This is a genomic window from Pararhodobacter oceanensis (genome assembly GCF_003076755.1).
GTDB classification, from domain to species: Bacteria; Pseudomonadota; Alphaproteobacteria; order Rhodobacterales; family Rhodobacteraceae; genus Pararhodobacter; species Pararhodobacter oceanensis.
Genome location: NZ_QDKM01000006.1, coordinates 209824 through 233062 on the forward strand (window position 1 = coordinate 209824; position 23239 = coordinate 233062).

The 23239-nt window shown below is 56.0% G+C and carries 16 protein-coding genes and 4 pseudogenes; 15 read left to right on the plus strand and 5 right to left on the minus strand.

Annotation, left to right across the window (positions count from 1 at the left end):
• Positions 1 to 28: 28 nt before the first annotated feature.
• On the minus strand, positions 29 to 2533 hold the full coding sequence (locus tag DDE20_RS14140; protein ID WP_116559160.1) for a DUF927 domain-containing protein: 2505 nt from the start codon (positions 2531 to 2533) through the stop codon (positions 29 to 31).
• Complete coding sequence (locus DDE20_RS14145) at positions 2530 to 2901, minus strand: hypothetical protein (protein WP_116559161.1); 372 nt, start codon at positions 2899 to 2901, stop codon at positions 2530 to 2532. The genes DDE20_RS14140 and DDE20_RS14145 overlap by 4 nt, the downstream gene beginning before the upstream one ends.
• A gap of 1035 nt (positions 2902 to 3936) precedes the next feature.
• Between DDE20_RS14145 and DDE20_RS19400 the strand changes: the two are divergent.
• From DDE20_RS19400 to DDE20_RS14160, 3 genes and pseudogenes are all read left to right on the plus strand, one after another.
• A pseudogene (locus tag DDE20_RS19400) lies at positions 3937 to 4149 on the plus strand (site-specific integrase); the annotation flags it as partial.
• A gap of 76 nt (positions 4150 to 4225) precedes the next feature.
• A pseudogene (locus tag DDE20_RS14155) lies at positions 4226 to 5038 on the plus strand (IS91 family transposase); the annotation flags it as partial.
• A gap of 737 nt (positions 5039 to 5775) precedes the next feature.
• Positions 5776 to 6012, plus strand: a complete 237-nt coding sequence (locus DDE20_RS14160) for a hypothetical protein (protein ID WP_116559162.1) — start codon at positions 5776 to 5778, stop codon at positions 6010 to 6012.
• A gap of 435 nt (positions 6013 to 6447) precedes the next feature.
• Here DDE20_RS14160 and DDE20_RS14165 read toward each other — a convergent pair whose 3' ends face one another.
• Entirely contained in the window at positions 6448 to 8625 is a 2178-nt protein-coding gene (locus tag DDE20_RS14165; protein ID WP_116559163.1) for a polysaccharide biosynthesis tyrosine autokinase, read from the minus strand.
• Positions 8626 to 8831: 206 nt separating this feature from the next.
• On the opposite strand from DDE20_RS14165, the gene DDE20_RS14170 reads away from it, so the two are divergent.
• The 10 genes from DDE20_RS14170 to DDE20_RS14215 all read left to right on the plus strand — a co-directional run bounded on the left by DDE20_RS14170 (position 8832) and on the right by DDE20_RS14215 (position 21110).
• Complete coding sequence (locus DDE20_RS14170) at positions 8832 to 10004, plus strand: IS5 family transposase (protein WP_116559193.1); 1173 nt, start codon at positions 8832 to 8834, stop codon at positions 10002 to 10004.
• Positions 10005 to 10295: 291 nt separating this feature from the next.
• On the plus strand, positions 10296 to 10649 hold the full coding sequence (locus tag DDE20_RS14175; protein WP_116559164.1) for a MarR family EPS-associated transcriptional regulator: 354 nt from the start codon (positions 10296 to 10298) through the stop codon (positions 10647 to 10649).
• Between the two features lie 108 nt (positions 10650 to 10757).
• Positions 10758 to 11891 carry a non-hydrolyzing UDP-N-acetylglucosamine 2-epimerase gene (wecB, locus tag DDE20_RS14180; protein WP_116559165.1) on the plus strand — a complete coding sequence of 378 codons (1134 nt, stop codon included), beginning with the start codon at positions 10758 to 10760 and terminating at the stop codon, positions 11889 to 11891.
• A gap of 5 nt (positions 11892 to 11896) precedes the next feature.
• Complete coding sequence (gene wecC, locus DDE20_RS14185; RefSeq protein WP_116559194.1) at positions 11897 to 13162, plus strand: UDP-N-acetyl-D-mannosamine dehydrogenase; 1266 nt, start codon at positions 11897 to 11899, stop codon at positions 13160 to 13162.
• On the plus strand, positions 13159 to 13899 hold the full coding sequence (locus tag DDE20_RS14190; RefSeq protein WP_133240356.1) for a lipid II flippase family protein: 741 nt from the start codon (positions 13159 to 13161) through the stop codon (positions 13897 to 13899). The genes wecC and DDE20_RS14190 overlap by 4 nt, the downstream gene beginning before the upstream one ends.
• 4 nt (positions 13900 to 13903) lie before the next feature.
• Positions 13904 to 14860 (plus strand): glycosyltransferase family protein, encoded by a 957-nt coding sequence (locus DDE20_RS14195; protein ID WP_116559167.1) that lies wholly within the window; start codon positions 13904 to 13906, stop codon positions 14858 to 14860.
• Entirely contained in the window at positions 14857 to 15936 is a 1080-nt protein-coding gene (locus tag DDE20_RS14200; RefSeq protein ID WP_116559168.1) for an O-antigen ligase family protein, read from the plus strand. Before DDE20_RS14195 ends, DDE20_RS14200 begins: the two co-directional genes overlap by 4 nt.
• Before the next feature lie 16 nt (positions 15937 to 15952).
• Complete coding sequence (locus DDE20_RS14205) at positions 15953 to 18073, plus strand: bi-domain-containing oxidoreductase (RefSeq protein ID WP_116559169.1); 2121 nt, start codon at positions 15953 to 15955, stop codon at positions 18071 to 18073.
• Positions 18070 to 19875, plus strand: a complete 1806-nt coding sequence (locus DDE20_RS14210) for an alginate lyase family protein (RefSeq protein ID WP_116559170.1) — start codon at positions 18070 to 18072, stop codon at positions 19873 to 19875. The genes DDE20_RS14205 and DDE20_RS14210 overlap by 4 nt, the downstream gene beginning before the upstream one ends.
• A 2-nt stretch (positions 19876 to 19877) precedes the next feature.
• Positions 19878 to 21110 carry a glycosyltransferase family 4 protein gene (locus DDE20_RS14215; RefSeq protein WP_116559171.1) on the plus strand — a complete coding sequence of 411 codons (1233 nt, stop codon included), beginning with the start codon at positions 19878 to 19880 and terminating at the stop codon, positions 21108 to 21110.
• Positions 21111 to 21166: 56 nt separating this feature from the next.
• Here DDE20_RS14215 and DDE20_RS19345 read toward each other — a convergent pair.
• Positions 21167 to 21376, minus strand: a pseudogene (locus DDE20_RS19345) (transposase); the annotation flags it as partial.
• Between the two features lie 101 nt (positions 21377 to 21477).
• Between DDE20_RS19345 and DDE20_RS14225 the strand changes: the two are divergent.
• Positions 21478 to 21579: pseudogene (locus tag DDE20_RS14225) on the plus strand (transposase domain-containing protein); the annotation flags it as partial.
• Between the two features lie 146 nt (positions 21580 to 21725).
• On the opposite strand, the gene DDE20_RS14230 reads toward DDE20_RS14225, so the two are convergent.
• Positions 21726 to 22877, minus strand: coding sequence for an acyltransferase family protein (locus DDE20_RS14230; RefSeq protein ID WP_116559172.1), 1152 nt, complete (start codon positions 22875 to 22877; stop codon positions 21726 to 21728).
• Here DDE20_RS14230 and DDE20_RS14235 point away from each other — a divergent pair.
• Entirely contained in the window at positions 22876 to 23064 is a 189-nt protein-coding gene (locus DDE20_RS14235) for a transposase (protein WP_116559173.1), read from the plus strand. The two genes, DDE20_RS14230 and DDE20_RS14235, sit on opposite strands and share 2 nt — an antisense overlap.
• Positions 23065 to 23239 lie beyond the last annotated feature (175 nt).

Consider the following 23239-nt stretch of genomic DNA (forward strand, 5'->3'; position numbering starts at 1 on the left):
CACAGCAGTAAGGATCGGGCCCCGTTGGTTAGGGCAGCAGATCTGGCCGCAACGCGTAAACCCGGGTGCCATTGGGATAGTCGGGCAAGCGCATCTTTTTCTGCGAACGGCCATTTTCACCCAGCAAAAGCGCACCGTGCTTTTTGGCGATCTTGACGACCAAGTCAGGGCTATGACTGCCGCAGATATGCTGCTTAAAGGACTCCGGCCGCACATAAAATACCGTTTCGTCGTTCTCCGTCTCCTCAAAGTATCCGCAACGGTCGCGGACCACGAAGTCACTTGCACGCGTGAGCTTCCCGTTCGCGCCCAACACGAGGCGCTCGAAGCGGGCGCGGCCGTTCGTCTCGAAGAACGCCTTCACATGCGCGAGAGCCTCGCGTTCTTCTTGCGAAGCGCCACCGCCGCGATTAGCTTTCCACGCCGAAAAACAAGCCTTCACCGCGTCAAATGCGGAGTCTTCCCGCCACGGCAGAACGCCAGTCTGTCTGGCCAGATGCCCGGCAGCCGCGACGATACCGAAACGGGTTGCCACGCGACGGACTTGAGGATCATCCTCCGGATCAACCAACTCCTCGACCAGCATGTCAATCAATTCCTTAGCCACCGAGACGAACCCCGATTTGTAATCAGCGATTTTTTGCACAAACGCCGGACCAGCATGGCCGTAGTGGGTTTTCGCGAGCTCGGACATCTGTTCTGCAAGAAGCCCTGCAGTTTTGAAACCGCACAAATCCTCAAAACTTTCGCCGGGGGTGTGTTCGATCGGGATGTCGATCATACGCACAGAAAGCCCCCCAGTCATCCTAACCTTGTTGGGCGCGAGACTGATCTGATGCGCCGCGGTATTTTCTCCAGACGACAGAACCAACACCCGAGATTGCGTGCTCGCCCGCGCAGTTCCATCACGTTCTGCGCGGATTTTTCCATGACCATCGCCGAGCATGTAAAACAGTTCGGCTGCGAGTTCCGGCGGGATCATGGTCAGCTCGTCAAGCGGCAAGAGCAGATCATTATGATCTGCAAGCGTGCCCTCTGCGCCATTAACCGTCATGCGCCAGTTGCGCACAAAGCCATCATTGCCGCCGCCGCCCCAGACCGAGCCGCCTGCCGTCAAAAGCGTCGTCTTTCCGCGGGAGCTCTGGCCAAAGAAATGAAAGCCGCCCCCCGACAGGTCCATTGGCTGGAGCATGGGAGCCGCGAGCGCTACGCAGATTGAGAAAGCGGCGCGGCTATTACTCTCGGCGAGTTTGGCCAATTCCTGCCAGCCTTCCATGCTGCCGGCTTGCGCGAGGTAATGCTTGCGCTCCCCCATATCGAGCAGGACATGCGCCTTCGATTCCGAAGGCTTGATGATCTGATGCGGCAGCGCGAAACTGTCACCATACCATCCAGGCCGTGTCGCAAGCTCGCAAATAGGACCATGCTGCGCATAGCCGATGTATTCCGCCAAAGCCTGCCGCCCCGCGCGGCACTGCGGTATTATCGCCCCAGCATCGGCAAGCAGTTCGCGCAGTTCCTTCCCATCACCAGCCAGCAACTTTCCAGGGATGGTGCGCCTCACCCAACGCGCTGCGGGGGTGCGCAGGGCGACAAGATAACCCCAAGTTTCCCCGTTCTGCTTCTCAATCGTCCGGCCCAAGATCACAAGCGGTGATCCGGCGTAGATTTCAACCGGGAAGCCGTTCCGATCAAAATCATGCTTAATGACCCCATTTGAGCTCAGCGAGAAAACACCGGGAATGTCCTCTGGCTGGATATTGTAACGCTCCTGCACCTCCCGCAGCACGGGGTCGCCGGGCAGAGCGGCAGGGGTAGCATCGGCAAGGGTCGGAAGCATGTCGGTCGTCTTCAGCATGCCCGGCTGCGCGAGGAGCTCGTAAAAGCGCGGCGCATCCAGGCCTTCCGCGATGGCATCAGCGATGTCGAAACCTGCAACCGGCGCAATCTCGCAAGCCTTCGCAAGAGCTTCGATATCCAACATCCGCACAGAGCTGGCGCCAATCTCGCGCAGAATCTCGGCGATTTTATTTGCGGCGTTCTCGCCGGCGCTATCAAGATCGGGAAGAATGATGATCTCACGGCGCGCGAGCGGCGTGAAATCGGTTTTTGACCAAGCGTTGCTGCCACCCATCCACGTGATGCTCACGTAGTCCTCAAAGCACGTGGCCGCGTCAGCGCATTTCTCGCCCTCGCTGATCAACACCGGTTTCGCGTTATCTGCCAGCAAATGCGGCAGGCGATAGAGCGGACGCGCATCAAGCAGGCCCTTGTTATACCACTCCATACGCCCGTTCGGCGACTTCCAGACGGTGAAGGGCGAGATCCGCTTGCCATCCACGTAGTCATACCGCGCAACGATGGCGGCGAGAGACGCGTCGCTGTTGCGATACTCATAAGTCGCCGACGGCGCCGCGCCGTTCTGCCGCAAGTCAGGCATCGGGAACTGAGCAGGGATTGCGCGGACCAATTCCGCGTCTTCGGGCAAGTTGCGCAAGACACGGACAGTCGGCGCGGGAATCTGATAGGTCATACGCGCACCCCCACAAGCTTAGCGAGTTCGCGAGCTGCCTCAATCTGCGTGGTGTCGTGCAAATATGCGTAAAACGACACAATATCTGCGCCGCTATCGCCAGTGGCGAAATCCGCCCAGACGCCGCTGCGGGTATTGATCGAGAACGAGCCGATGTTCTTGTCGTTCCGGGTCGGGTTCAACGCCAACAGATTGTCGCCACTGCGGCGGGTCTTGCTGAGCCAGCGCTCCGCCAACTCACGAATCTGGCCGCGCGCTGCCTCATTCACCTCGCGGAAGATATCGCTGGTGCTGGCGTTATAATTGGGCTTCGGGCGGAACGGACGCTGACGCCTCCGACGGCTCATGCTGATTTCTGACGGGTGCATTTGGCACTCCTCTCAATTCCGGACAAATCACTTGCCGGGTGGTTAAAGATATGAGACGGTGCATAAGAAGATCTGTGGGGCAGGCGCGTTGTGTGATGACTTTGTCGCCTGCTCTACTCTCTCCGACCGTATCCTTGGTTGGTTTCACAAGTATGGCCGCAATCTGTGAAAACGCCTATAGTGCGAAGAAACAAACATGTGGAAAACTCCCAGAGCAAATGTGCTGGAGTCCGTAACATTTCGATATTAAACGATATTTTGAGATGAGGTCGTAAGTCTCAGCGTTCCCTTGTTCCCACTGTTCCCTCTCAAAAACCCAATGGTAGTGACTCCAACGAGGCTATGGCTCTTGGTATTTATGTCGACGATATGGAAATTTGGGGTGGGAACGAGGGAACAGGCCCGCGGTCGAATTGATGGAATTTGCTCGGAGTCTGGTTCAAAGTAGGCGGGCGTTTGCAGCGTTTTCGAAGCGGAAGGCGACACGTCTGGGATGATCTTTGAGCATCTAAGATTCGGCTCTTGTGGCGTGTTTCTCCTAATCCATTGGCAGGTGACGGAGCTCGGCCCGCCGTCTGAACGCGAACAAAGTGACGTGAATTCCAAGTTCTCCTGCCGGTCTGCGCGCGCTCCGCTGTTGGGTCGGAGGAGTCATGTCAGATCTGGTAGATAATTAGAGAGTTGGCTTTTGACGCGCAAGCTTTTCAGTGCCCCTCGAGCGACCAGCTCGGCACGGTGCTGGCGTGTGACCCGTTCTGCGACAGGGCGAAGTCCGATCTGAAACCTGCGACCCATAGCCGGCGCCAGAGTTCGGAACCGGTTCGGCGTCCATATTTTGGATAAGACTTATTCTAAAGCGTTTTGCGTTTGAAGTGAATCGACCGAGGATTGAACGAACCCGCTAACGCGGGATTGGCGTCTCTATTGGCGGGAATGGCCTCCTGATGAGAAGGCTTGGTTGCTGAGACCAACCTTTGAACAGGAGACGATCCAATGGCAAAAGCCACACCAGCGGTAAGCCCGCTGCGCCGCCGTATGATCGACGACATGACACTGTGCAACCTGTCGCCGGCTACACAGCGATCATATCTCCATGCTGTGAGCAAATTTGCGCGTCATTTCAACCGGTCACCGGATCAGCTGGGTCTGGAGGATGTCCGGTCTTTTCAGGTTTACCTGGTATCACAGGGTATTTCCTGGCCAGCGCTCAACCAGACAGTCTGCGCCTTGCGCTTTTTCTACGGCGTCACGCTGAACCGGGCGGAGATCCCCGAGCGGATCGTCTATGCGCGAACGCCGCGCAAGTTGCCGACCGTTCTGAGCCGCCGCCGAGACGCTGCGCATAATTGCCGCCGACCCCAAGCATCTCGGTGCCAGGATCGGCTTCATTGCGGTGCTGCACAGTTGGGGTCAGACCCTGAGCTATCATTCTCACCTTCATTGCATCGTTCCGGGCGGTGGCCCGTCACCCGATGGCACGCGCTGGGTCGCCTGCCGCCCCAATTTCTTTCTGCCAGTCCGAGTGCTGTCACGGCTGTTCCGCCGGCTTTTTCTTCAGGCGCTGCGCACTGCCTTTGAGACCGGACAGTTACAGGTCTTCGGAGATACCGCTGAAGCCGCCGTCCCGCAGTCCTTCTGCCGGCGTCTGACGTCAGCCAGTCGTCAAGACTGGGTGGTCTATGCCAAGCCGCCCTTTGGCGGGCCGAAACAAGTGCTGGCCTATTTGAGCCGGTATGCCCATCGTGTCGCCATCGCTAATTCACGTCTGGTCAGCATGGCAAATGGCAAGGTGACCTTCCGCTGGCGAGACTATCGCCATGGCAGCCGGCCAAGGTCTATGACCCTCGATGCTGGCGAGTTCATCCGCCGCTTTCTCCTGCATACTGTGCCGGATGGCTTTCATCGCATCCGCCATTTTGGCTTCCTCGCCAACGGACAGCGTGTGGCCCGCATCAAGGCGTGCAGAGCGTTGCTGGCCAGACAAGCAAAGGCAACCGAGAGCCGTGCCAAACCCGCAATCAAGGTGGTCCCCGCCGCGCGGCCATGCCCTTGCTGCGGTCGATCAATGGTTAGGATCACCGTATGGTATCATGGCCAAGCGCCGCCTGAATGGGCATTCCGGAGCAACAGCCCATGATCGACCACGACAGACAACGGATATCCTGCCACCCGACTGCCTCCATGCAGGCCGGTCCTATACGCTACGGGCCAAAGCCTTGGCTGCCCCGGTTCTGGCCGATGCACAACACCACTTGCCAGAGAACCACACCGGTTCCGCGCGCCCTTGTGACCAGCCATGCCCCAAACAGTCGGCATTTCACTGCCATTCATCGATCGGTTAGGCCTCGCGAACACCACCCCAGAGCTGAGCCAGCACCACAATCCCCATAGCGCAAAACCAGCCCGCGGGTTCGTTCAATCCGGCTTCAATGAGGTCGCGGACAGCGCATGGGTGATCCCACCGTTGTCTTTCGCAACCTCACAGAACCCTCCAGATTCACCGACGTTCAGGTTCGCCGAGATCTTCCGCGTCGACTAACCACTGTTCCTCTGGCGAAGGGCTTGAGAAATCTTGCGCATTGGCAAGTTCCTCATTCTGGGGCTTTTTGCTCGTCCTCGTTGGCGGCATGGCCACTCTCTTGCACGATCGCCCAGCAGCTCGTCTCACGACTGGCTTTTGGGGTGATCGGGCACTCCGAAATCCAACGCCCAATAGAGTTGAGGGTTTCAGCTTTTGGATGTGATGGTCGAGGAGTTTCCACCTTAGATTGATCTTGTCCACATAAAACATCGCGGATGTTTTGCGCCGAACATTGAAAAATCAGCCGGTAAGATCCATCATTGCAACAGTGAACCAATCGATGGAGTATCGTCATGAAGATGAAGAGTTTTAAGCTGTATGATGCACAGTTTGTTGTTGCCGTGTTTTCTTTCAGTGATGGGGATGTGAAGGTCGAGGCAGAAGTTTCGCCTGACGGGCGCAAGATTTTTATTGAGCACGCTGCCTGGGTGGAGACGGAAGAGGTGGCGTTTAACGTTGTGATGGATAATCTCGAAGACGTGCTGGAAACCTTGAGCGTTTCGGCATCCGAGTGCCTTGCCTGCAACTAGAATTTTGCCAGTTATCCGCCGGGTAGGCGGCTTAGGAGTTCTCGCGCGCTCAATCATGAAGGTCTGCGGGCGGCGTGTTTCGCTTCGAATCGGGCATTATTCGTCAACTTCAATGATACTGAACTCCATGATCGATACGTTAGCTATGTGTGGGGTAGGTCGCTCGGAACCGGAAACCACGCGGCTCGAACGAAACTGCATGACAGCTTTGGCCCGATGGGCACGAGAGGTGTGGAACTTGCGATGCGGGCTTGCGGGCATCGATCGGAAAAAACGGCCGAGGCTTACCGGACGCGAGCTTTCGAGTATCTGGCGCTTGATCGGATTCATCAGGATCAGGCAGCGGATATTTTGGATGCCGAATGGGAAGAGTTTTTCGGGATGTCTGGGCCGCGGGAGAGTTTGGCGAGATGAGTGCGCGGCGCGCTTAGCCGATCAATCTTCGCGCTGCTTATACTGGTAGCGGTAGCCATATCCATATCCATATCCATATCCACCCTTCGCCTTTTTCGGATCGAAGCCGTTCAGAATCGCGCCGTTGAGTTTGGCGCCGGCGGCGTCGAAGGCTTTCATCGAGGCGTCGATTTCGCCGAGGGGGGTCACGTTGTGGCGGGCGACCAAAATAGTGGTGCCGGCGGCGCGGCTGATGATGACGGGGTCGGTGACGGCGAGGATCGGGGGGCAGTCGAGGATGGTGAGGTCGAAATGTTCGTCGAGGCTCTTGATGAGCTGGTTGAACGAATCGCGCATCAGGAGTTCGGATGGGTTCGGCGGGTATTTGCCGGTCGGAATGAAATAAAGATCGGGCAGCGGGCCTTGCACGAGGCAGGATTCGATATCGGCGTCGCCGGCGAGGATGTCGGCGAGCCCGAGGTGGCTGCGCTCGACGCCGAAATAGCGGTGCAGATAGCCACGGCGCATGTCGGCGTCGATCAGGCAGATTTTCTGGCCCGATTGCGCGGCGGTGGCGGCGAGGTTGACCGCCGAGAAGGTTTTTCCGGCGCCGGGATGGGGGCTGGTGAGGGCGAGCGAGCGGCTGTCGGCGTCGAGCATGCCGAAATGCAGACTGGTGCGCAGCGAGCGGAAGGCTTCGACCGAGAGATCGGTGGGATCCTTTATCGCAAGGATGCCAGGCAGGTTGCGGCGGCTTTCGTGGGAATCAGCGGCGGCGGAATAGTTGATCGTGGCGAAGACCGGCAGGCCGAGTTTCTCGATCTCGGTGCTGTCCTGAATGCCTTTGTGGAGCCATGAGCGCACCAATACCACCGCGATCCCGAGCATGGCGCCAAGGATCAGCGACAGCGCCATAACCATGGATTTACGCGGCGCGATGGGGAGCGGGGCACTGGCCGCGGTGTCGACGATGCGGACGTTCCCGACGGTGCTCGCGCGCAGAACCTCGACCTCTTGTTGGCGCGTCAACAGTTCGGTGTAGATACGCTGCGCGAGTTCGACATTGCGCGTCAGGTTTAGGACTTCCCGCTGGGTCTCCGGCAGATTGCCGGCCTGCACGCGCAGATCGGCCATGCGGGCCTCGAGCCGTTCGCGCTCTTCTAGTAGCTGGCGGTAGACGGGGTGGCTCGGGGTATAGCGCTGGCTTATCTCGTCCTCGCGGCGCTGCAATTCGGCGATCTGTGCCTCGAAAGCGTTGATTTGCGAAAGAATATTTTGGGTCTCGAAGGTGAGGTCGATTGCAACTTGACGCTGACGGTAGTCATTGAGCGCGGTCTCGGCCTGGCGGAGGGCGGCTTCTGCCTGCGGCAGTTGCGTGTTGATGAACTCGAGGCTGCTCTGCGCCTCGGCGGCGCTCCGCGCGATGTTTTGCTGAACATAGGATTGCGTGACGGCATTCAAAATTCGCGCGTTGAGTGCGCGATCACCGCCGGCAAACCGGACTTCGAGCACCCCGGAGCCGCGGCCACGCTCGGAGACTGTAAGATTGCTGCGCAGGGAGCTGATTGCGCGCAATTCATCGATTTGGGTGATGGTGTATTCCCGTCCGGGGGGTGCGACTAGGGTGTCGACATTGATCGCGAAATTCTCCGCCTCGATCGCCAACATCTGTCCCACGGTGCCTGAAACCTCCTGCTCGCCAGGCAGGGTCAGCCGGTAGCCGCCCTCGGTTACCTCGAGCAGAATCTCGCGGTTGATCCAGCTCGGCGGCACAGACAAAAGCCCCAGCGTTAGCCCTTCTCCGGCGCGCGCATAGACGGCCATCGGGCCGAATTCGGGGATTGGCAGCGCGTAGCGCGCAAGGATGTTTCCGATCAGCGGGGCCTTCACCGGCTCAACGCGCCAATCAAGATTGAGCTCCGCCACCACGCGACCAAGCACCAACCGCGAGCGCAGTAACTCGATCTCGGTGGCGCTTTGCGGGGAGTTATCTACCAACCCCTGCATTGCCTCGGGCAGGGCCAGTTGCCCCGAGCGCTCTTCGAGCTGCAAGAGCGCGTCCGCCTGATATGTGGGCGGCGTGCTGGCGAGATAGAACGCGCCGGCAACGAGCGCCAGCAGCGCGAAGACCGCAACGGTGAGCTTGCCCTTCCAGATCGTCAGAAGAAGCTGAAGTAGATCGATTTCGTCGTCTTCGGGAGCCTGTGTGGTGCTGCTCATTGTCTGGTTTACGTTTCTCTTGAAGGGGGCGTGCTGCCGAAGAGTTGATTCTTGAATGAAGGTTCCTTGGCAGGGTGTCAATGCTGGGCAGTGATGTGAGCGTGATGGGGGCCGAGAAATCAATCAAAGCTCGCTGAAAATTAGTCCCACCTCGACAGCGGTTTGAGAACATGATTCACCCTCAGCACGGCAAGGGGAGGTTGATGATGCGCGGGACGGACGAGGCGAGCGGGTCGCTTTTCAGCTATGTTGATCTGGAGGAGCGCATCCCTGCGCGGCACCCTTTGCGCAAGATCCGGCAGGTGGAGAATGACGCGCTCGCCAGTCTCGATGCCGACTTCGAGGCGCTCTACACCGATTTCGGCCGCCCCTCGATCCCGCCGGAACGGCTGATCCGAGCCAGCCTGCTGCAAATCCTGTTCTCGGTCCGATCCGAGCGGCAGTTGATGGAGCAGATGGACTACAACCTGATGTTCCGGTGGTTTGTCGGGCTTGGCATCGATGATCCGGTCTGGGTTCCCACGGTTTTTTCGAAGAACCGCGACCGGCTGCTGACCACGGAGATGTCGCGCAAGGTGATGGCGGCGATCCTCGCGCATCGTGAGGTGGCGCCTCTGTTATCGGACGAGCATTTTTCGGTGGATGGCACGCTGGTCAAGGCATGGGCGTCGATGAAGAGTTTCCAGCCCAAGGCCGATGCCGCCCTGCCTGACGACGACGGGCCGGGTGACCCTCTCGCCCCGGACACCGCGCCCGAAACCAAGCCTTCCGAGAAACCAGCCGAGACCGACCAGATGCCCCGTAACACCAAACCCCACCGCAATGCCGAGGTCGATTTCCGGGGCGAGAAGCGCTCGAATGCCAGTCATGTCTCGCGCAGCGATCCGGACGCGCGGCTTTACAAGAAATCCCCCGGCACCGGGGCCATGCTGTGTTTCATCGGCCATGCGTTGATGGAGAACCGCAACGGCTTGATCGTCCAAGGTGACCTGACGCAGGCCGACGGTCATGCGGAAAGGCGCGCGGCTATGGACATGCTGCATCGCCATTCCCCGGGATCGACCCGGCGACTGACGCTATGTGCCGACAAGGGCTATGACGCTGCCGGGTTCGTCTTTGACCTGCGTAAGGCCTGTGTCACTCCGCATGTAGCGCAGAAATTGCGATATTCGGCCATCGATGGCCGAACCGCCCGGCATGACGGCTATGCCCAATCACAGAAGCACCGAAAGAAGATCGAAGAGGCCTTCGGCTGGGCCAAAACCGTCGGCGGCATGGCCCAAACTATGTATCGCGGCGTCGAACGAGTGCGCTCCCGCTTTATACTGACGATGGCCGCCAATAACCTGGCCCGACTGCCCAGATTGCTGGGAGCTTGAGGCGGGAGCGCGCCGCCACGCGCGCGCCTCAGACCCGTCGACTGGTGTGAAGATCACCGGAACCGGCACCGTTGAAGGGACAGCGTTCCGGATCAGCGATTAATTCAGCACCCTGCTCTAATTCGGTGGGAAATTTTTCGCGATTGTGCTTCTGTTTCACGAATGATACCGCTCAAAGTTGAGCGTGTATGTTGATTCGCCGGTGCTGACTCTCTTAATTGCGGCATCAACAGCTCGCCCGACTGCGGAGGTCGCTTAATGGTCGTCAACCCCGGAATTGAGGAGTGTTGAATGAGTCAGCGCAGCAAGATTCGTGACGATGCGCGGTTTAGAGCGCTCCGATTGCTACACAAAAACCCAGAGATGAGCCAACGTGAACTGGCAAGGGATATCGGAATCAGCGCCGGCGCAGTTCATTATGTTCTCAATGCATTATTCGACAAGGGTTTGGTTGAGTTCAGAAAATTCACAGCTGCCGAAGACAAGCGCCGCTATGCGTATATTTTGACAACCGAGGGACTTGCCCAGAAAACCGCGCTAACACAGTCTTTTCTGACGCGTAAACGCGAAGAATACGAAGCGCTCAAGGAGGAAATCAAGGCGCTCCAGTCGGATATCGACAGAGAGCAAGCCGCCAGGGAGTGAGCCGACAACGAGCTTTTAGGGTAGGTCGCGGCATTCGCAAGAAGCGGTATTCTGCGATCAAATTAGCGTTTTAAAATTGAGAATTTCGACAGTACTATTGAGGACATAATGAGAAAACTACTTTTAGTGTTTGGCACTCGACCCGAAGCCATCAAGATGGCGCCGGTCCATGAGGCGCTGCGCTCGGTCCCCGGATTGGATGTGCGTGTTGCCGTGACCGCCCAGCATCGCGAGATGCTGGATCAGGTGCTTAGGCTGTTTGACATTGAGCCACAATATGACCTCAATGTGATGAAGTCGGGACAAGGCTTGACGGAAATTACTGCCTCGGTTCTCGGAGGGCTGAAACCGATTCTTGAGGAGTTCGCGCCCGACCTGATCCTAGTCCACGGCGACACTACGACCACTCTGGCCGCCTCTCTAGCGGCTTATTATCAGCAGATCCCTGTCGCCCATGTTGAAGCTGGGCTACGCACCGGCAATATCTATTCGCCTTGGCCTGAAGAGATGAACCGTAAGATCACGGGCGCCATCGCACGGTTGCATTTCGCGCCAACAGAGAAGGCTGCGCAGAACCTGCGTGAAGAGGCCGTTTCACCGGAAGGCATCGTCGTAACCGGAAATACGGTGATCGACGCTCTGCTCAAGGTGGTTGCCCGGCTGAAAGGCGACGAAATTCAGACTGCAGCCTTTGACGCCGAGTTTGGGATTGATCCGAGCAAGCGAATGGTCCTGGTTACGGGCCATAGGCGAGAAAGTTTTGGCGGAGGATTCCAGCGAATTTGCGATGCGATTGCCGCCCTAGCGCGGCGCGATGATGTTCAGATCATATTCCCCCTGCACCTGAACCCTAACGTCAAAGGACCAGTAGAATCCAATCTCGGAACGCTCGAGCGCGTCAAGCTAATCGCTCCGCAAGATTATTTGCCATTCGTACACTTAATGCGTCGCGCCGATATCATCTTGTCCGATTCGGGCGGTGTGCAGGAAGAGGCTCCTTCGCTAGGCAAGCCGGTTCTGGTGCTGCGCGACAACACCGAGCGCCCCGAAGCCGTCGAGGCAGGCACTGTCAAGTTGGTAGGCACTGATTCCGCTCTGATCCTGCGCGAGGCGACAGTGCTGTTGGACGACGCCGCCGGCTATCAGGCGATGGCGCGCGCCCACAACCCCTACGGCGATGGGCTTGCAGCGCAGCGTATTAGAAATGCCATTCTTGACTTCTTCGGCCTCGACAAGGTGTAATGATAATGTCCGATCATTCCTACAAACGCATTTCCGTCATTGGCCTAGGCTATATCGGCCTACCAACCGCTGTGATGTTTGCTTCGCGCAAGATCGAAGTGGTCGGCGTTGATGTGAGCCAGAATGTAGTCGATACGATCAATCGGGGCGCGATTCATATCATCGAACCTGATCTCGATGTGGCAGTGCATGCCGCCGTCCAAGAGGGGTTCTTGCGTGCCACCACAATGCCCGAACCAGCCGAAGCTTTTTTGATTGCTGTTCCGACCCCATTTCAGGGCGCGGACCACGAACCTGACCTCAGCTATATCGAGGCAGCTTCAAAAGCAATCGCCCGGGTTTTGCGGCCCGGCAATTTGGTGATTCTGGAGTCAACCTCGCCAGTCGGTGCCACAGAGGCGATGGCAGACTGGCTGTCGGAGGTGCGCCCCGACCTAACCTTTCCACGGGGTGCCGGCGAGGCTTCAGACATCCGGATCGCACATTGCCCAGAGCGCGTCCTGCCCGGTAAGGTGATGCAGGAACTGATAACCAACGACCGCGTGATCGGCGGCATGACACGGGCCTGCTCGGCGAGAGCTGTCGCACTCTACAAAAGCTTTGTCACAGGCGACTGTGTGGTCGCCAGTGGTCCGCGCGTGGCCGAGTTGGCGAAGCTGACCGAAAACAGCTTTCGGGACGTAAACATCGCTTTCGCGAACGAATTGTCACTGATCTGTGACCGGCTTGAACTGGACGTATGGGAACTGATCCGGCTAGCCAATCGGCATCCGCGAGTAAATATCCTGCAACCGGGCCCAGGCGTGGGAGGGCATTGCATCGCTGTGGATCCATGGTTTATTGTATCGTCGGCGCGAAACGAAGCAAGGCTGATCCGAACCGCACGCGAAGTCAATGATAGTAAGCCCGACTGGGTGATGAACAAGGTCCGAGCAGCGATCGGCGCACATCTTATGGCAAATCCCGGAAAAACCGCTGCCGATGTGACCGTGGCGGTCTACGGCCTTTCGTTCAAGCCCAATATCGATGATCTGCGAGAAAGCCCGGCCTTGGACATTGCCCGCGCAATCGCCGCTGAACATACAGGCCCACAGCTCGTGGTCGAGCCAAATATTGAGGAGCTGCCAAAAGGGCTCGAGGCTGCACATCTCGTCGACCTAACGGCGGCGAGTGCGGCGGAAGTGCATGTCATGCTGGTGGATCACACACACTTCATGAGCAGCGTTGCCCCCATAGGGCGGATCGTGGATGTGCGTGGGGTGTGGGGGTGAGTTTCAGCCTTGTATTCTTAGTGCCGATTTGCTTCGCCGCGATTCATCTACTTGAGTTCACAGGCATTATGGCGCGGCTTAGTGGCATTAGAGCAAAAAGTCACATGCTCGGCTATTCCATCCAGCAAGCCGTTTATGTCGGAACGCGACTTTTTATTGTTGCGCTGCTTCCGATGCTTGGCCTCATCGTGGATACGCGCATTGACGCGAAGCAATACATGGTCATGGCGATATCAGCCCTGGCCGGAGCTGCGATTCTTAGCTTGAGTGCCTACATACTCCATGGTTACTTTGTTGGCTATTATGATAGCGTAATTTTAAAATACAAGAAATCTGGAAACTTCGCAACGTCATTCTTTTCCACAGCAAAAGGGCAGGACCGTTCGAGTGTTTCCATTATAGAAAGAATAAATCTCATACTATCAAACACTGAGGGAAGGAGAATACTAATCCAATCAGCGATTGTTTTCGCAATTTATGGAACGGGTATTTTCATTTCGTTTTACTTTGCGCTTCTTAATTTTGAGTATCGGGCCTCAATCAGTCAGTTGTCCGGGGTTGTCAATTCGATTGGCACAGTTCTCCTAACATTCTTTATAGAGCCGCGCATTTCGCGTGGGATTGATGCCGAACGCGAGGATGCAGAGGATCTTATTCATGCGCTGTTGATTGGGCGCCTGTTCGGGGTCGCCGTATTAGGGCAGGTCATCCTAATGCTTGCTTTCGTTATAGGATAACTTGATGAATAAAATTATCGTCGGCGGTATTCCCGAGCCCATTGGGGGAGTGACGACCTATTTACGACGCTTGTTGCATCGCGACAGCTCACAAATCGAGTGGCTGCTAGACTTCTATCCCGGAAATAAGGAATCGGTGAGAGAGGATTGCCAAAATAAAGTGATCAAACTGGGAAGCAAGGCTGCATTGATCATTTGGCTGTGGACAAACAGATCGGCACAGACTGGTCGCGAGGTCAGCTTTAATTTTTCGACACCGCGGGCCTTGTTTCTGACACTGCTCTTGCCCAAGATCGAAAGCACTCGATGGATCCTAATGCTACATCACGGAAACTTGGAGGCAGGCGGCAGGATGCGAGGTAGAGCGATCCGATGGGCGGTATCGCGCTTTGATGAAGTCAGGAGCCTATCTGAAGCGCAAACGGCATTCTACCGCGCGATGCAGGTGAAGCCTGGGCGGATCGTGGCGGGGTCGAGTTATTGCGAACCCGCCGACCATGTCGACGACGCGGATGCACTGGCAGAAGTCATGCGGATCAAGGACCGGTACTCTAAGGTGTTCGTCATGTCCGGATTTCCCAAGTCGCTATATAATCTAGAGATGGGGATCGACGCGATGAGGGCGCTGTATAGAGATGACTGCGCCCTTTGTGTGTTCATTTATGGCCCTGGCGAACTGCGCACTAGGCTCATGGAGCTATCAACAGTATATTCGTGGCTTCGCGTGTATGATGGAAGTTCGGAAAGTTTTTTCAACACTGTCTTGCGGCATAGCGATGTCTATATGCGACTTACATCCGTAGAAAGTTTTGGCATCGCAGTGTGGGATGCTAATTATTGGGGGTTGAAATTAATAGCCACTGATGCTGCGGACCGGCCAACTAATTCAATTATTATTGGGGTCGAAAATCTAAATGAGAAGGCCTTAAAAGATTCCATCCTCCAAATGGTTTCGGAATGACTTTCCGTGCGCTTTATAGCAACTTTTGGGTGACGACCTTCATGCTTTCGCTTATCGGCGTTGGTAGCTCGATAGCCGTTATTTCTCAAATTTCTTATCTTCTCTGCGTGGCGTTTGCGGCGCATGTTTTTTTCAGTTTCATGACGGGTGAGCCAAAGATTCGGTTAGGCGTTTCTTTTTTGTTGTTGATTGCCTTTCTCCTTTCTGTTCTCATATCGATCCGTGACCCGACGGGCTACCGTATTCTTGCGTTTAATTTGATTTGTGGAGCATTTTTTGTTTCATCGGGCGCCATGTCCAAAATCGGGGTGCCTCGGATACCCACAGAAGTATCTGTTGTCTTCTTTGCGTTAATTTCCGTCATTTGGCTTTTATTTGCAAGTTTTTTCGCGAATGGAAATTATGCCGCAGCCGTTACTTTGATTGTCGCGCTTCCACTCCTTTCCGGCCTTAAGGGCTTGTTGCGAATCATTGTTTTTACTTTCTTGATATTTCTGCTGATTTTGATGGGAAGCCGCGCCGTCATATTATCATTTTTATTCGCTATCTTTTTTGTTTCCTCCATAGACCCTCAGCTGTCAGGCTCTCGAAGGGCGATTGGAACCCTATTTCTTGCAGTTGTCGCAGTTTTATTGATTTACATTTCAATTAGCTACTACAATGATAGTTTTTATTGGGATCAGCTGTTTTTAGATTTTTCGGGAAAGAGGCTGGAAAGCGGAAGAGTCGATATGTGGTCGGACACACTCGGAGATTTGAGTGTAGCAGAGTTAGTTTTTGGGACCGGAGCGGGCGGATATTATGAGGTATCAGAGGGGCACAAGCTCAGCTTACATTCATCATATGTGTTTCTCATTGTTCGATCAGGGATCGTATCATTGATTTTCTGGATCACTTTTGTCAGCTCGAGGTTTTTGTCACTGAGGAAGGCTGGCTCTTACTGGTCTATGGTTGCTTTGGTTTGTTTGATGGTGCGAGATTTGTTCGAGACAACGCTGGTTGCGAACAATCTACCTCTTGCAGCATTTTTTTGGTTGTACGTGCTGAGTGGACGATTAGATCCGGAAAAACGTTAATAAGGACCAACAATAAATGAAACAAATTCTGCAGAACCTTTCCACCGGCGTATGCGAAACCATCGAAGCGCCCGCACCGCAGGCACGGTGCGGCAGTCTGCTTATTGACACCACTGTGTCCCTGATTTCGACAGGGACCGAGCGCATGCTTATGGACTTTGGAAAATCCGGTTTGATCGCCAAGGCTCGGAGCCAACCTGAGAAAGTGAAGCAGGTGCTCGACAAGGTGGCGACCGATGGTCTGATAACCACGGTGGATGCCGTGCGCTCAAAGTTGGGACAGCCTATCCCGCTCGGCTATTGCAATGTCGGTGTGGTGCGTGACGCGGGAGGCGAGAGGTTCCGCGTGGGTGATCGCGTGGTGTCAAATGGGCCCCATGCTGATGTCGTCAGCGTGCCGAAGAATCTGTGCGCGCGCATCCCTGACAATGTCAGCAACGAGGCCGCCAGTTTCACCGTTGTTGCCAGCATTGGATTGCAAGGACTCCGTCTTGCACACCCGACATTAGGTGAATCCTTCGTGGTAACGGGGGTGGGGTTGATCGGTCTATTGACCGTGCAAATGCTGCGCGCCCAGGGTTGTCGGGTTCTGGCTATCGATTTCGACGCGACAAAGCTGGAACTGGCGCGCGGCTTCGGAGCTGAGATATGCAATCCCAGTGCCGGCGAGGACCCGGTAGCGGTTGGTTTGGCCTTCAGCCGAGGGCAGGGGGTGGATGGCGTGATCGTTACGGCCTCAACAAAGTCTAGCGATCCGATCACACAAGCCGCTCGTATGTGTCGCAAACGCGGACGCATTGTGTTGGTCGGGGTGACAGGGCTGGAGCTAAACCGGGCGGATTTTTACGAAAAAGAACTAAGCTTCCAAGTGTCGTGCTCCTACGGCCCTGGTCGCTACGACCAGGCATACGAAGAAGGCGGCCAAGATTACCCGTTGGGCTTTGTCCGCTGGACGGAGCAACGGAACTTCGTGGCTGTGCTCGATTTGCTGGCATCGGGCGCGCTGAATGTCGAGCCATTGATCAGCCACCGTGTGCCTTTTGAGGAGGCGCCCCGCGCCTATCAACTTTTATCGACAGACAAGGCTGCGCTGGGAATCCTTTTAACTTATGGCCACGAGACCGAGCCACGCCACGCGTGCAGCGTGACATTGGCGGAACCTCCAGTCGAAGCATCTGGCAAGCCTGTGGTCGGGTTCGTTGGTGCGGGGAATTATGCATCTCGGATGTTGATCCCGGCTTTCAAGGTCTCGGGAGCGATGCTACACAGTATTGCCTCGGCGGGCGGGACAAATGCAGTTATTCATGGACGGCGCACGGGCTTTGCACAGGCGACCTCGGATACCGACAGTCTGATCAACAACCCAGAGATCAACGCCGTGGCTATCGTCACCCGCCACGACAGCCACGCCCGTCTGACCGCGCAAGCCCTGCGCGCAGGCAAGCATGTGTTCGTCGAAAAGCCTCTCGCCCTGACACATGAAGAACTTGACGACGTTAAGAAAGCCCATGCCGAAAGCGGAAAACATTTGATGGTTGGCTTCAACCGTCGCTTCGCGCCTCATGTCCAAACGATGAAGCACCTCCTGGGTGCGGTAAAGGCTCCGAAAACCTTTGTTATGGTGATGAATGCGGGAGCAATACCTGGCGATCATTGGACACAGGATCCAGAGATCGGTGGCGGGCGGATCATCGGCGAGGCTTGCCACTACATTGACCTGATGCGGTTCCTGGCCGGGGCGCCGATCACCTCGGTTCAAGCACGCCGCATGGGCGACACCGACGCCGAAGCGGTGACCGAGGACAAAGCCTCGATCACACTAGGTTTCGAAGACGGATCGTTCGGCACCATTCACTACCTCGCCAATGGCGGTGCGTCCTTTGCCAAAGAACGGGTCGAGATTTTTGCGGCTGGACGCACTCTTCAGTTGGACAACTTCCTAAAGCTGCGAGGTTTCAATTGGCCCAGCTTCAACAAACAAAACCTGTGGCGCCAGGACAAGGGACAGTCAAATTGTGCAGCCGCATTTGTAGAGGCAGTGGAGAAAGGCGGAACTGCTCCGATCCCAGCCGAGGAGCTTTTTGAGGTCGGAAGGGTCACGATCGATGTGGCCGAGATTCTGCGCTCGCAACAATGAAACGCCTGACGAAATTGCGCACCTACGGAGCTCTGGGACCAGCCAGCATCGCGCGGGTCGCCATTTATCGTCTCGGTATAAAGAGTGGTCTCCATCCAGTCCAACGGTTGGCGGCACCCGTGGCGAAGGCTCCGTTCTTTCATACTGTCGAGCGCCGGAAAGAAACGACTCCGGCAAACACTGCGTGGGACGAAGAAATGTGGTGGTTCGGTTGGTATCGTCAGCCGCGTCCGACTGGGCCGCCCGATTGGTTCGCCAACCCCTTCGCTAAAGACCCGCAGCTAGATGCCTCACTCGATTGGTGGAAAATCCCTGATTTCGGTGCCGGAGACATCAAGGGCTTGTGGGAGCTTTCGCGCTTCGACTGGGTCGTTGCCTGGGCGACCAAGGCCGCGCTCGGAGATTCAGAGGCTCTGGAACGTCTCAATTTATGGTTGGCCGATTGGGCGCGGACGAACCCGCCCTACAAAGGACCTAACTGGAAATGCGGTCAGGAAGCTTCGATCCGTGTCATGCACCTGATAACGGCGGCATGGCTGCTGGAACAGGACGAAGGGCCGGAAGCGGGCCTCGTGGAGTTTGTGCGCGCGCATATTCTGCGCATTGCCCCGACCATGTCTTACGCAATCGGGCAACAAAATAACCACGGCACGTCCGAAGCCGCAGCTCTCTTTATAGGCGGCCACTTCCTTATGGGGCATGATCCTCGAGCGGCGTCTTGGGCGGACAATGGGCGGCGATGGTTAGAGGAGCGCGCAACAACTTTGATCGAGCCCGATGGAAGTTTCAGTCAGTATTCCGTGACTTATCACCGGCTGATGCTTGACACCTACGCATTGGTTGAAGCCTGGCGACGCCATCGTGGCCTGCGAGGGTTTTCCGACCGGCTCGTAGCTCGTCTTGGGAAAGCGACGAATTGGCTCCGCTCAATGGTCGAAGACGAAAACGGTGACGCCCCGAACATCGGTGCCAATGATGGCGCAAGGCTCGTGCAGCTGACCGACACGGATTACCGCGATTTTCGCCCCTCAGTGCAACTGGCTTCCGCGTTGTTTCGCAAAGTCGATGCCTTTGGCCCTGGTCCATGGATGCGTCCGCTTCGTTGGCTAAACGTTCCGGATGGACGACCTGCCGAGGCAGTGGCAAGCACGAGTTTCGACCAAGGGGGCTATCACATTTTGCGCACTGGCCGCGCCATCGCCGTATTGCGTTATCCTAAATTTCGGTTCCGTCCCAGCCAAGCAGATGCTCTTCACTTGGACTTATGGTGCAGAGGGAAAAACCTGCTACGTGACGGTGGCACCTTCAGCTACAATGCGGAAGGTGCAGAATGGTTCGGTGGCAGCGAGGCTCACAATACAGTCATATTTGACGGGCGCGATCAAATGCCCAGATTAGGCCGCTTTCTTTTTGGCGACTGGCTTCGCGCGGAAGCCGTCGAACATGTCCGGATTGATGGCGAAACCGTCACAGCCGCCGCCGCATATACCGATAGAAATGGAGCGCGGCATCACCGACGTGTAATTCTAACACCTGTTGGGGTGACATGTATTGACACAATCTCGGGCGCGTTCCGCAGGGCGGATTTACACTGGCGTCTGCACCCGGGCGACTGGCGTCTCGAGGGCAATATCCTGCGGGGAATGGGGTTGGTCGTATCGCTCCAGTCAGATGGTGAAGAATTTACGCCGACTCTTGGAGCCACGTCAGAGTCGCGATATTACCAACTTCGAAACGAGGTGCCGCTTCTATCGGTGACCGTCTATAAACCGACCCAAATCCTCACGAGAATCGACTATTGATCATGCATGTTCTCTACTTCCACCAGCACTTCTCGACCCCCCAAGGAGCGGCCGGAACCCGATCCTACGAAATGGCGCAAGCGCTGATACGCGAAGGACATAGCGTAACGATGGTTTGTGGAAGCTACGCGCAAGGCAAGACTGGCCTGTCGGAGCCATTCAAGCGCGGACAGCGGCGCGGTGTCGTGGATGGGATTGAAGTGATTGAGTTCGCGCTGGACTATGGAAACCACATGGGGGTCGGCCAGCGAATGTGGGTGTTCGTAAAATTTGCTCTGGGTTCGATTGGTATCGCATTGCGCGAGCCGGCTGATATCGTCTTTGCAACTACCACTCCGCTGACTGCGGGGATCCCCGGCATCTTCGCTCGCTGGCTGCGACGCAAACCCTTCATTTTTGAGGTGCGAGACCTTTGGCCCGAACTGCCCAAGGCAATGGGGGTGATCACCAATCCCGTGATTCTGACACTTATGTCGGCTTTGGAATGGATCTCGTATCGCTCAGCCCACCGGCTAATCGGGCTGTCGCCGGGGATCGTCGACGGGATTGCCCGGCGTGGCGTCTCGCGCGACCGAATCGCGATGGTGCCCAATGGTTGCGACCTAGATCTTTTTGCCGCACCGGGCGATACTTGGCGTCCCGAGGGAGTTCGCGACAATCAGATGCTCGCCATTTTCGCTGGGACGCATGGCCCTGCGAACGGGCTCGACGCGGTTCTGGATGCGGCGAAGGTGCTCAAGGCACGGTGTCGCGACGACATCCGCATCGGCCTAGTTGGGCAAGGGCGTGAAAAACCACGCCTTCAGGCCCGCGCCCTCGAAGAAAAGCTGGACTGTGTCTTGTTTCTCGACCCAGTGCCTAAGATGCAGTTAACGAGGTTGATGGCGGGCGCGGATCTGGGTTTGCAGATACTGCGGAATGTGTCTGCGTTCTACTTCGGCACCTCGCCCAACAAGTTTTTCGACTACATCTCTGCTGGGCTGCCGGTACTGAACAACTATCCCGGCTGGCTTGCAGACCTGATCATCGAGAACGACTGCGGCTTTGCCGTGCGGCCGGACGATGCACACGCATTTGCCGATGCGCTGATTGCGGCTGCCGAGGATCGGGCCGCGCTGCGGGCCAAGGGCGAGCGCGCCGGGAAGTTGGCGTCGCACCAATTTGCCCGTACCGCACTCTCGCGTAAGTGGGTTAGCTGGGTAACCGGACCTTCCAGCGCTAGTCCGCGTCTGTGAGGTTGACGCGTTTGTAAGCGGTGTGCCGCCCTCACATTGTAGTGCGCTTTGCGCCCCTTGCGTATCTGTTTGCGCCAATCGTAGATCTGCCAGCGGGTTGTGCCATGCTTGCGCGCCACATCGGCAACCGTCACCCCCGGCATCATGCTCTCCGCCGAGATCCGCGCCCGCTCTACCTTCGTGCGCCGCCGTCGACCACTCGGCCCCTCGATCACTTCAAGACGGGAAACTCCAACGCCCATCGAGCCGTCCAAATGGACGCCCATTTTGCCGTCTACTTCCAAAATCCAAACCCTCCGTCACGCCAATGCGCACAGAATGGTTCGATCAAGTCAGAAATGGCAGGAGGGGATCGCCGTGGCGCTTACCCTTTGCCTACCTCAAGGCCACACTCGAAGCCATCGCGGCAGGCCATCCAGCCAGCCGCATCGACGACCTGCTCCCATGGAACTTCAGCCCGTCAAGCTGATCCTGAGTGCCCCGTAGGCACCGCTTACGTTCATTCAAGCCTCAATTTTGGAAGTTTGAATCAGAAATCAGGCCAAATGGAAATCCTGAATGTCCAAAGGCCCCAATTCAAAAGCGCCAAATTAAGAAGATAAAGTATTCCAAAACCTAATCAACGCGGCCGCTTTTCCTGAGACTCGTAGGCTTTAGTCTTAGAGCTGGTTCCTCTATGAACGCCCAAGAAACTGTTGAGCAAAATAGTGTGATTCCGAGCGCCAACAGCATAGCCCACCAATTGAAGACAAACCCCAATGAAATTACGGCATTTATGGCCAGCATATGGTAGATATATACACCGTAAGAGATGTCATTTCGTCCGATCAGCGATTGGGACGTATCTTTGCGCGTAAATGCACGAGAGCACGTAGTAAATGCGAGGACAACGGACCAAGGCAGCAGAAGCCGATTCCCACTGATATCAATATTCAACAATAAGGTCAAAGAAATCATACCCGTATAGCCGACAATCCACCAAAGTGCCCTCCCTTCCAATAGAAAACGAACCCTATGGTAATTTAATTGGATTAGAACACCAATCAAAAAGAGCGCCAGCCACGGGAGAAAAGTCACTCCTATTAGCGCTGCAACCAATCTAGGCAGGTGGTCGTCAAAGAAGGAAAAACTATTTAGAGAATTGATACCTAAGAAAACAATGAAGAGAGAAGTAAACGCTAATCTCAGTCGAAAATATAGGTATATGACAATTGGTGTCAAAATATAGAACTGAATCTCCACTGGGATTGTCCAAAGACTCCCGTTAAGCACGCCAATTCCATATCCACGAAGAAAATCAGGATTATAAAACTGCAAAAAGGTTGACTGTGCCAAAAACCACAGTCCAATGTCGGCTATCCTGGCGCTTTGACTTATGCCGCCCAATAACCAAGCGGACAGAAAAGAGACGGCTAGACACCCCCAAAGGGCAGGAAAGATGCGCAACGCTCTGTTGGTTAGATAGTTCCAAATATCATCATTACGGACGTAGCTGGCTGATATTAGGAATCCACTAATCACGAAAAATATTGGAACACCGGGTAGATTGTAAATGATAGCATGCAGCGTGCCATTAATGGGCAGGTTGAGATGTTCGACTGCATGAACAAAGACAACCTGCATCGCGGCAACGAGCCTGATAAGGTCAAAGTTGTTCGTTTTCGGAAATGCGTGTTGAGAGTAAGCGGCAGCTGGCCCCCACCTATTCTTGATCTGCTTTTCTTGGGAAGCCATGCCTGTTTTGGAACAGGGATGGAGTTTCTCCATGGAAGATACGTTGGAGTTTTTCCGGTCGGACGGTGTCGACGTCTCCACTGCGGGCCGTCGGCGATGGCCTGATGATCTCAAGGCGCAGATTGTGGCTGAGTCTCTTGAGCCTGGGGTGGCGGTTCGCGATGTTGCCGACAGATATGGGCTGCGCGCGAACCGGATTTCGGAGTGGCGGCGTCTGTAATCGCCGGATGTAATCTCCCCAAAACCGCCGTTTGAAAATTCCCCAGTTGTGAGCGGCAGGGTCAATTCCGAACCTCAAGTATTCGGAATTGGCGCTGACGCGGGACATGATGCCTGATGCCCGAGCGAAGAGTGATGGGAGCAGGCAGGTGAAAGGATTGAGGGAGATCGTTTTG

Excerpts from the sequence above, each read along its gene's own strand:
- DDE20_RS14210 (WP_116559170.1), top strand. The coding sequence starts at position 18,070 with ATGAAACGCCTGACGAAATTGCGCACCTACGGAGCTCTGGGACCAGCC.
- wecB (WP_116559165.1), top strand. The coding sequence starts at position 10,758 with ATGAGAAAACTACTTTTAGTGTTTGGCACTCGACCCGAAGCCATCAAG.
- DDE20_RS14160 (WP_116559162.1), top strand. The coding sequence starts at position 5,776 with ATGAAGATGAAGAGTTTTAAGCTGTATGATGCACAGTTTGTTGTTGCC.
- DDE20_RS14170 (WP_116559193.1), top strand. The coding sequence starts at position 8,832 with ATGCGCGGGACGGACGAGGCGAGCGGGTCGCTTTTCAGCTATGTTGAT.
- DDE20_RS14235 (WP_116559173.1), top strand. The coding sequence starts at position 22,876 with ATGGAAGATACGTTGGAGTTTTTCCGGTCGGACGGTGTCGACGTCTCC.
- DDE20_RS14175 (WP_116559164.1), top strand. The coding sequence starts at position 10,296 with ATGAGTCAGCGCAGCAAGATTCGTGACGATGCGCGGTTTAGAGCGCTC.
- DDE20_RS14140 (WP_116559160.1), bottom strand. The coding sequence starts at position 2,533 with ATGACCTATCAGATTCCCGCGCCGACTGTCCGTGTCTTGCGCAACTTG.
- DDE20_RS14195 (WP_116559167.1), top strand. The coding sequence starts at position 13,904 with ATGAATAAAATTATCGTCGGCGGTATTCCCGAGCCCATTGGGGGAGTG.
- DDE20_RS14205 (WP_116559169.1), top strand. The coding sequence starts at position 15,953 with ATGAAACAAATTCTGCAGAACCTTTCCACCGGCGTATGCGAAACCATC.
- DDE20_RS14165 (WP_116559163.1), bottom strand. The coding sequence starts at position 8,625 with ATGAGCAGCACCACACAGGCTCCCGAAGACGACGAAATCGATCTACTT.
- wecC (WP_116559194.1), top strand. The coding sequence starts at position 11,897 with ATGTCCGATCATTCCTACAAACGCATTTCCGTCATTGGCCTAGGCTAT.
- DDE20_RS14200 (WP_116559168.1), top strand. The coding sequence starts at position 14,857 with ATGACTTTCCGTGCGCTTTATAGCAACTTTTGGGTGACGACCTTCATG.
- DDE20_RS14215 (WP_116559171.1), top strand. The coding sequence starts at position 19,878 with ATGCATGTTCTCTACTTCCACCAGCACTTCTCGACCCCCCAAGGAGCG.
- DDE20_RS14145 (WP_116559161.1), bottom strand. The coding sequence starts at position 2,901 with ATGCACCCGTCAGAAATCAGCATGAGCCGTCGGAGGCGTCAGCGTCCG.
- DDE20_RS14230 (WP_116559172.1), bottom strand. The coding sequence starts at position 22,877 with ATGGAGAAACTCCATCCCTGTTCCAAAACAGGCATGGCTTCCCAAGAA.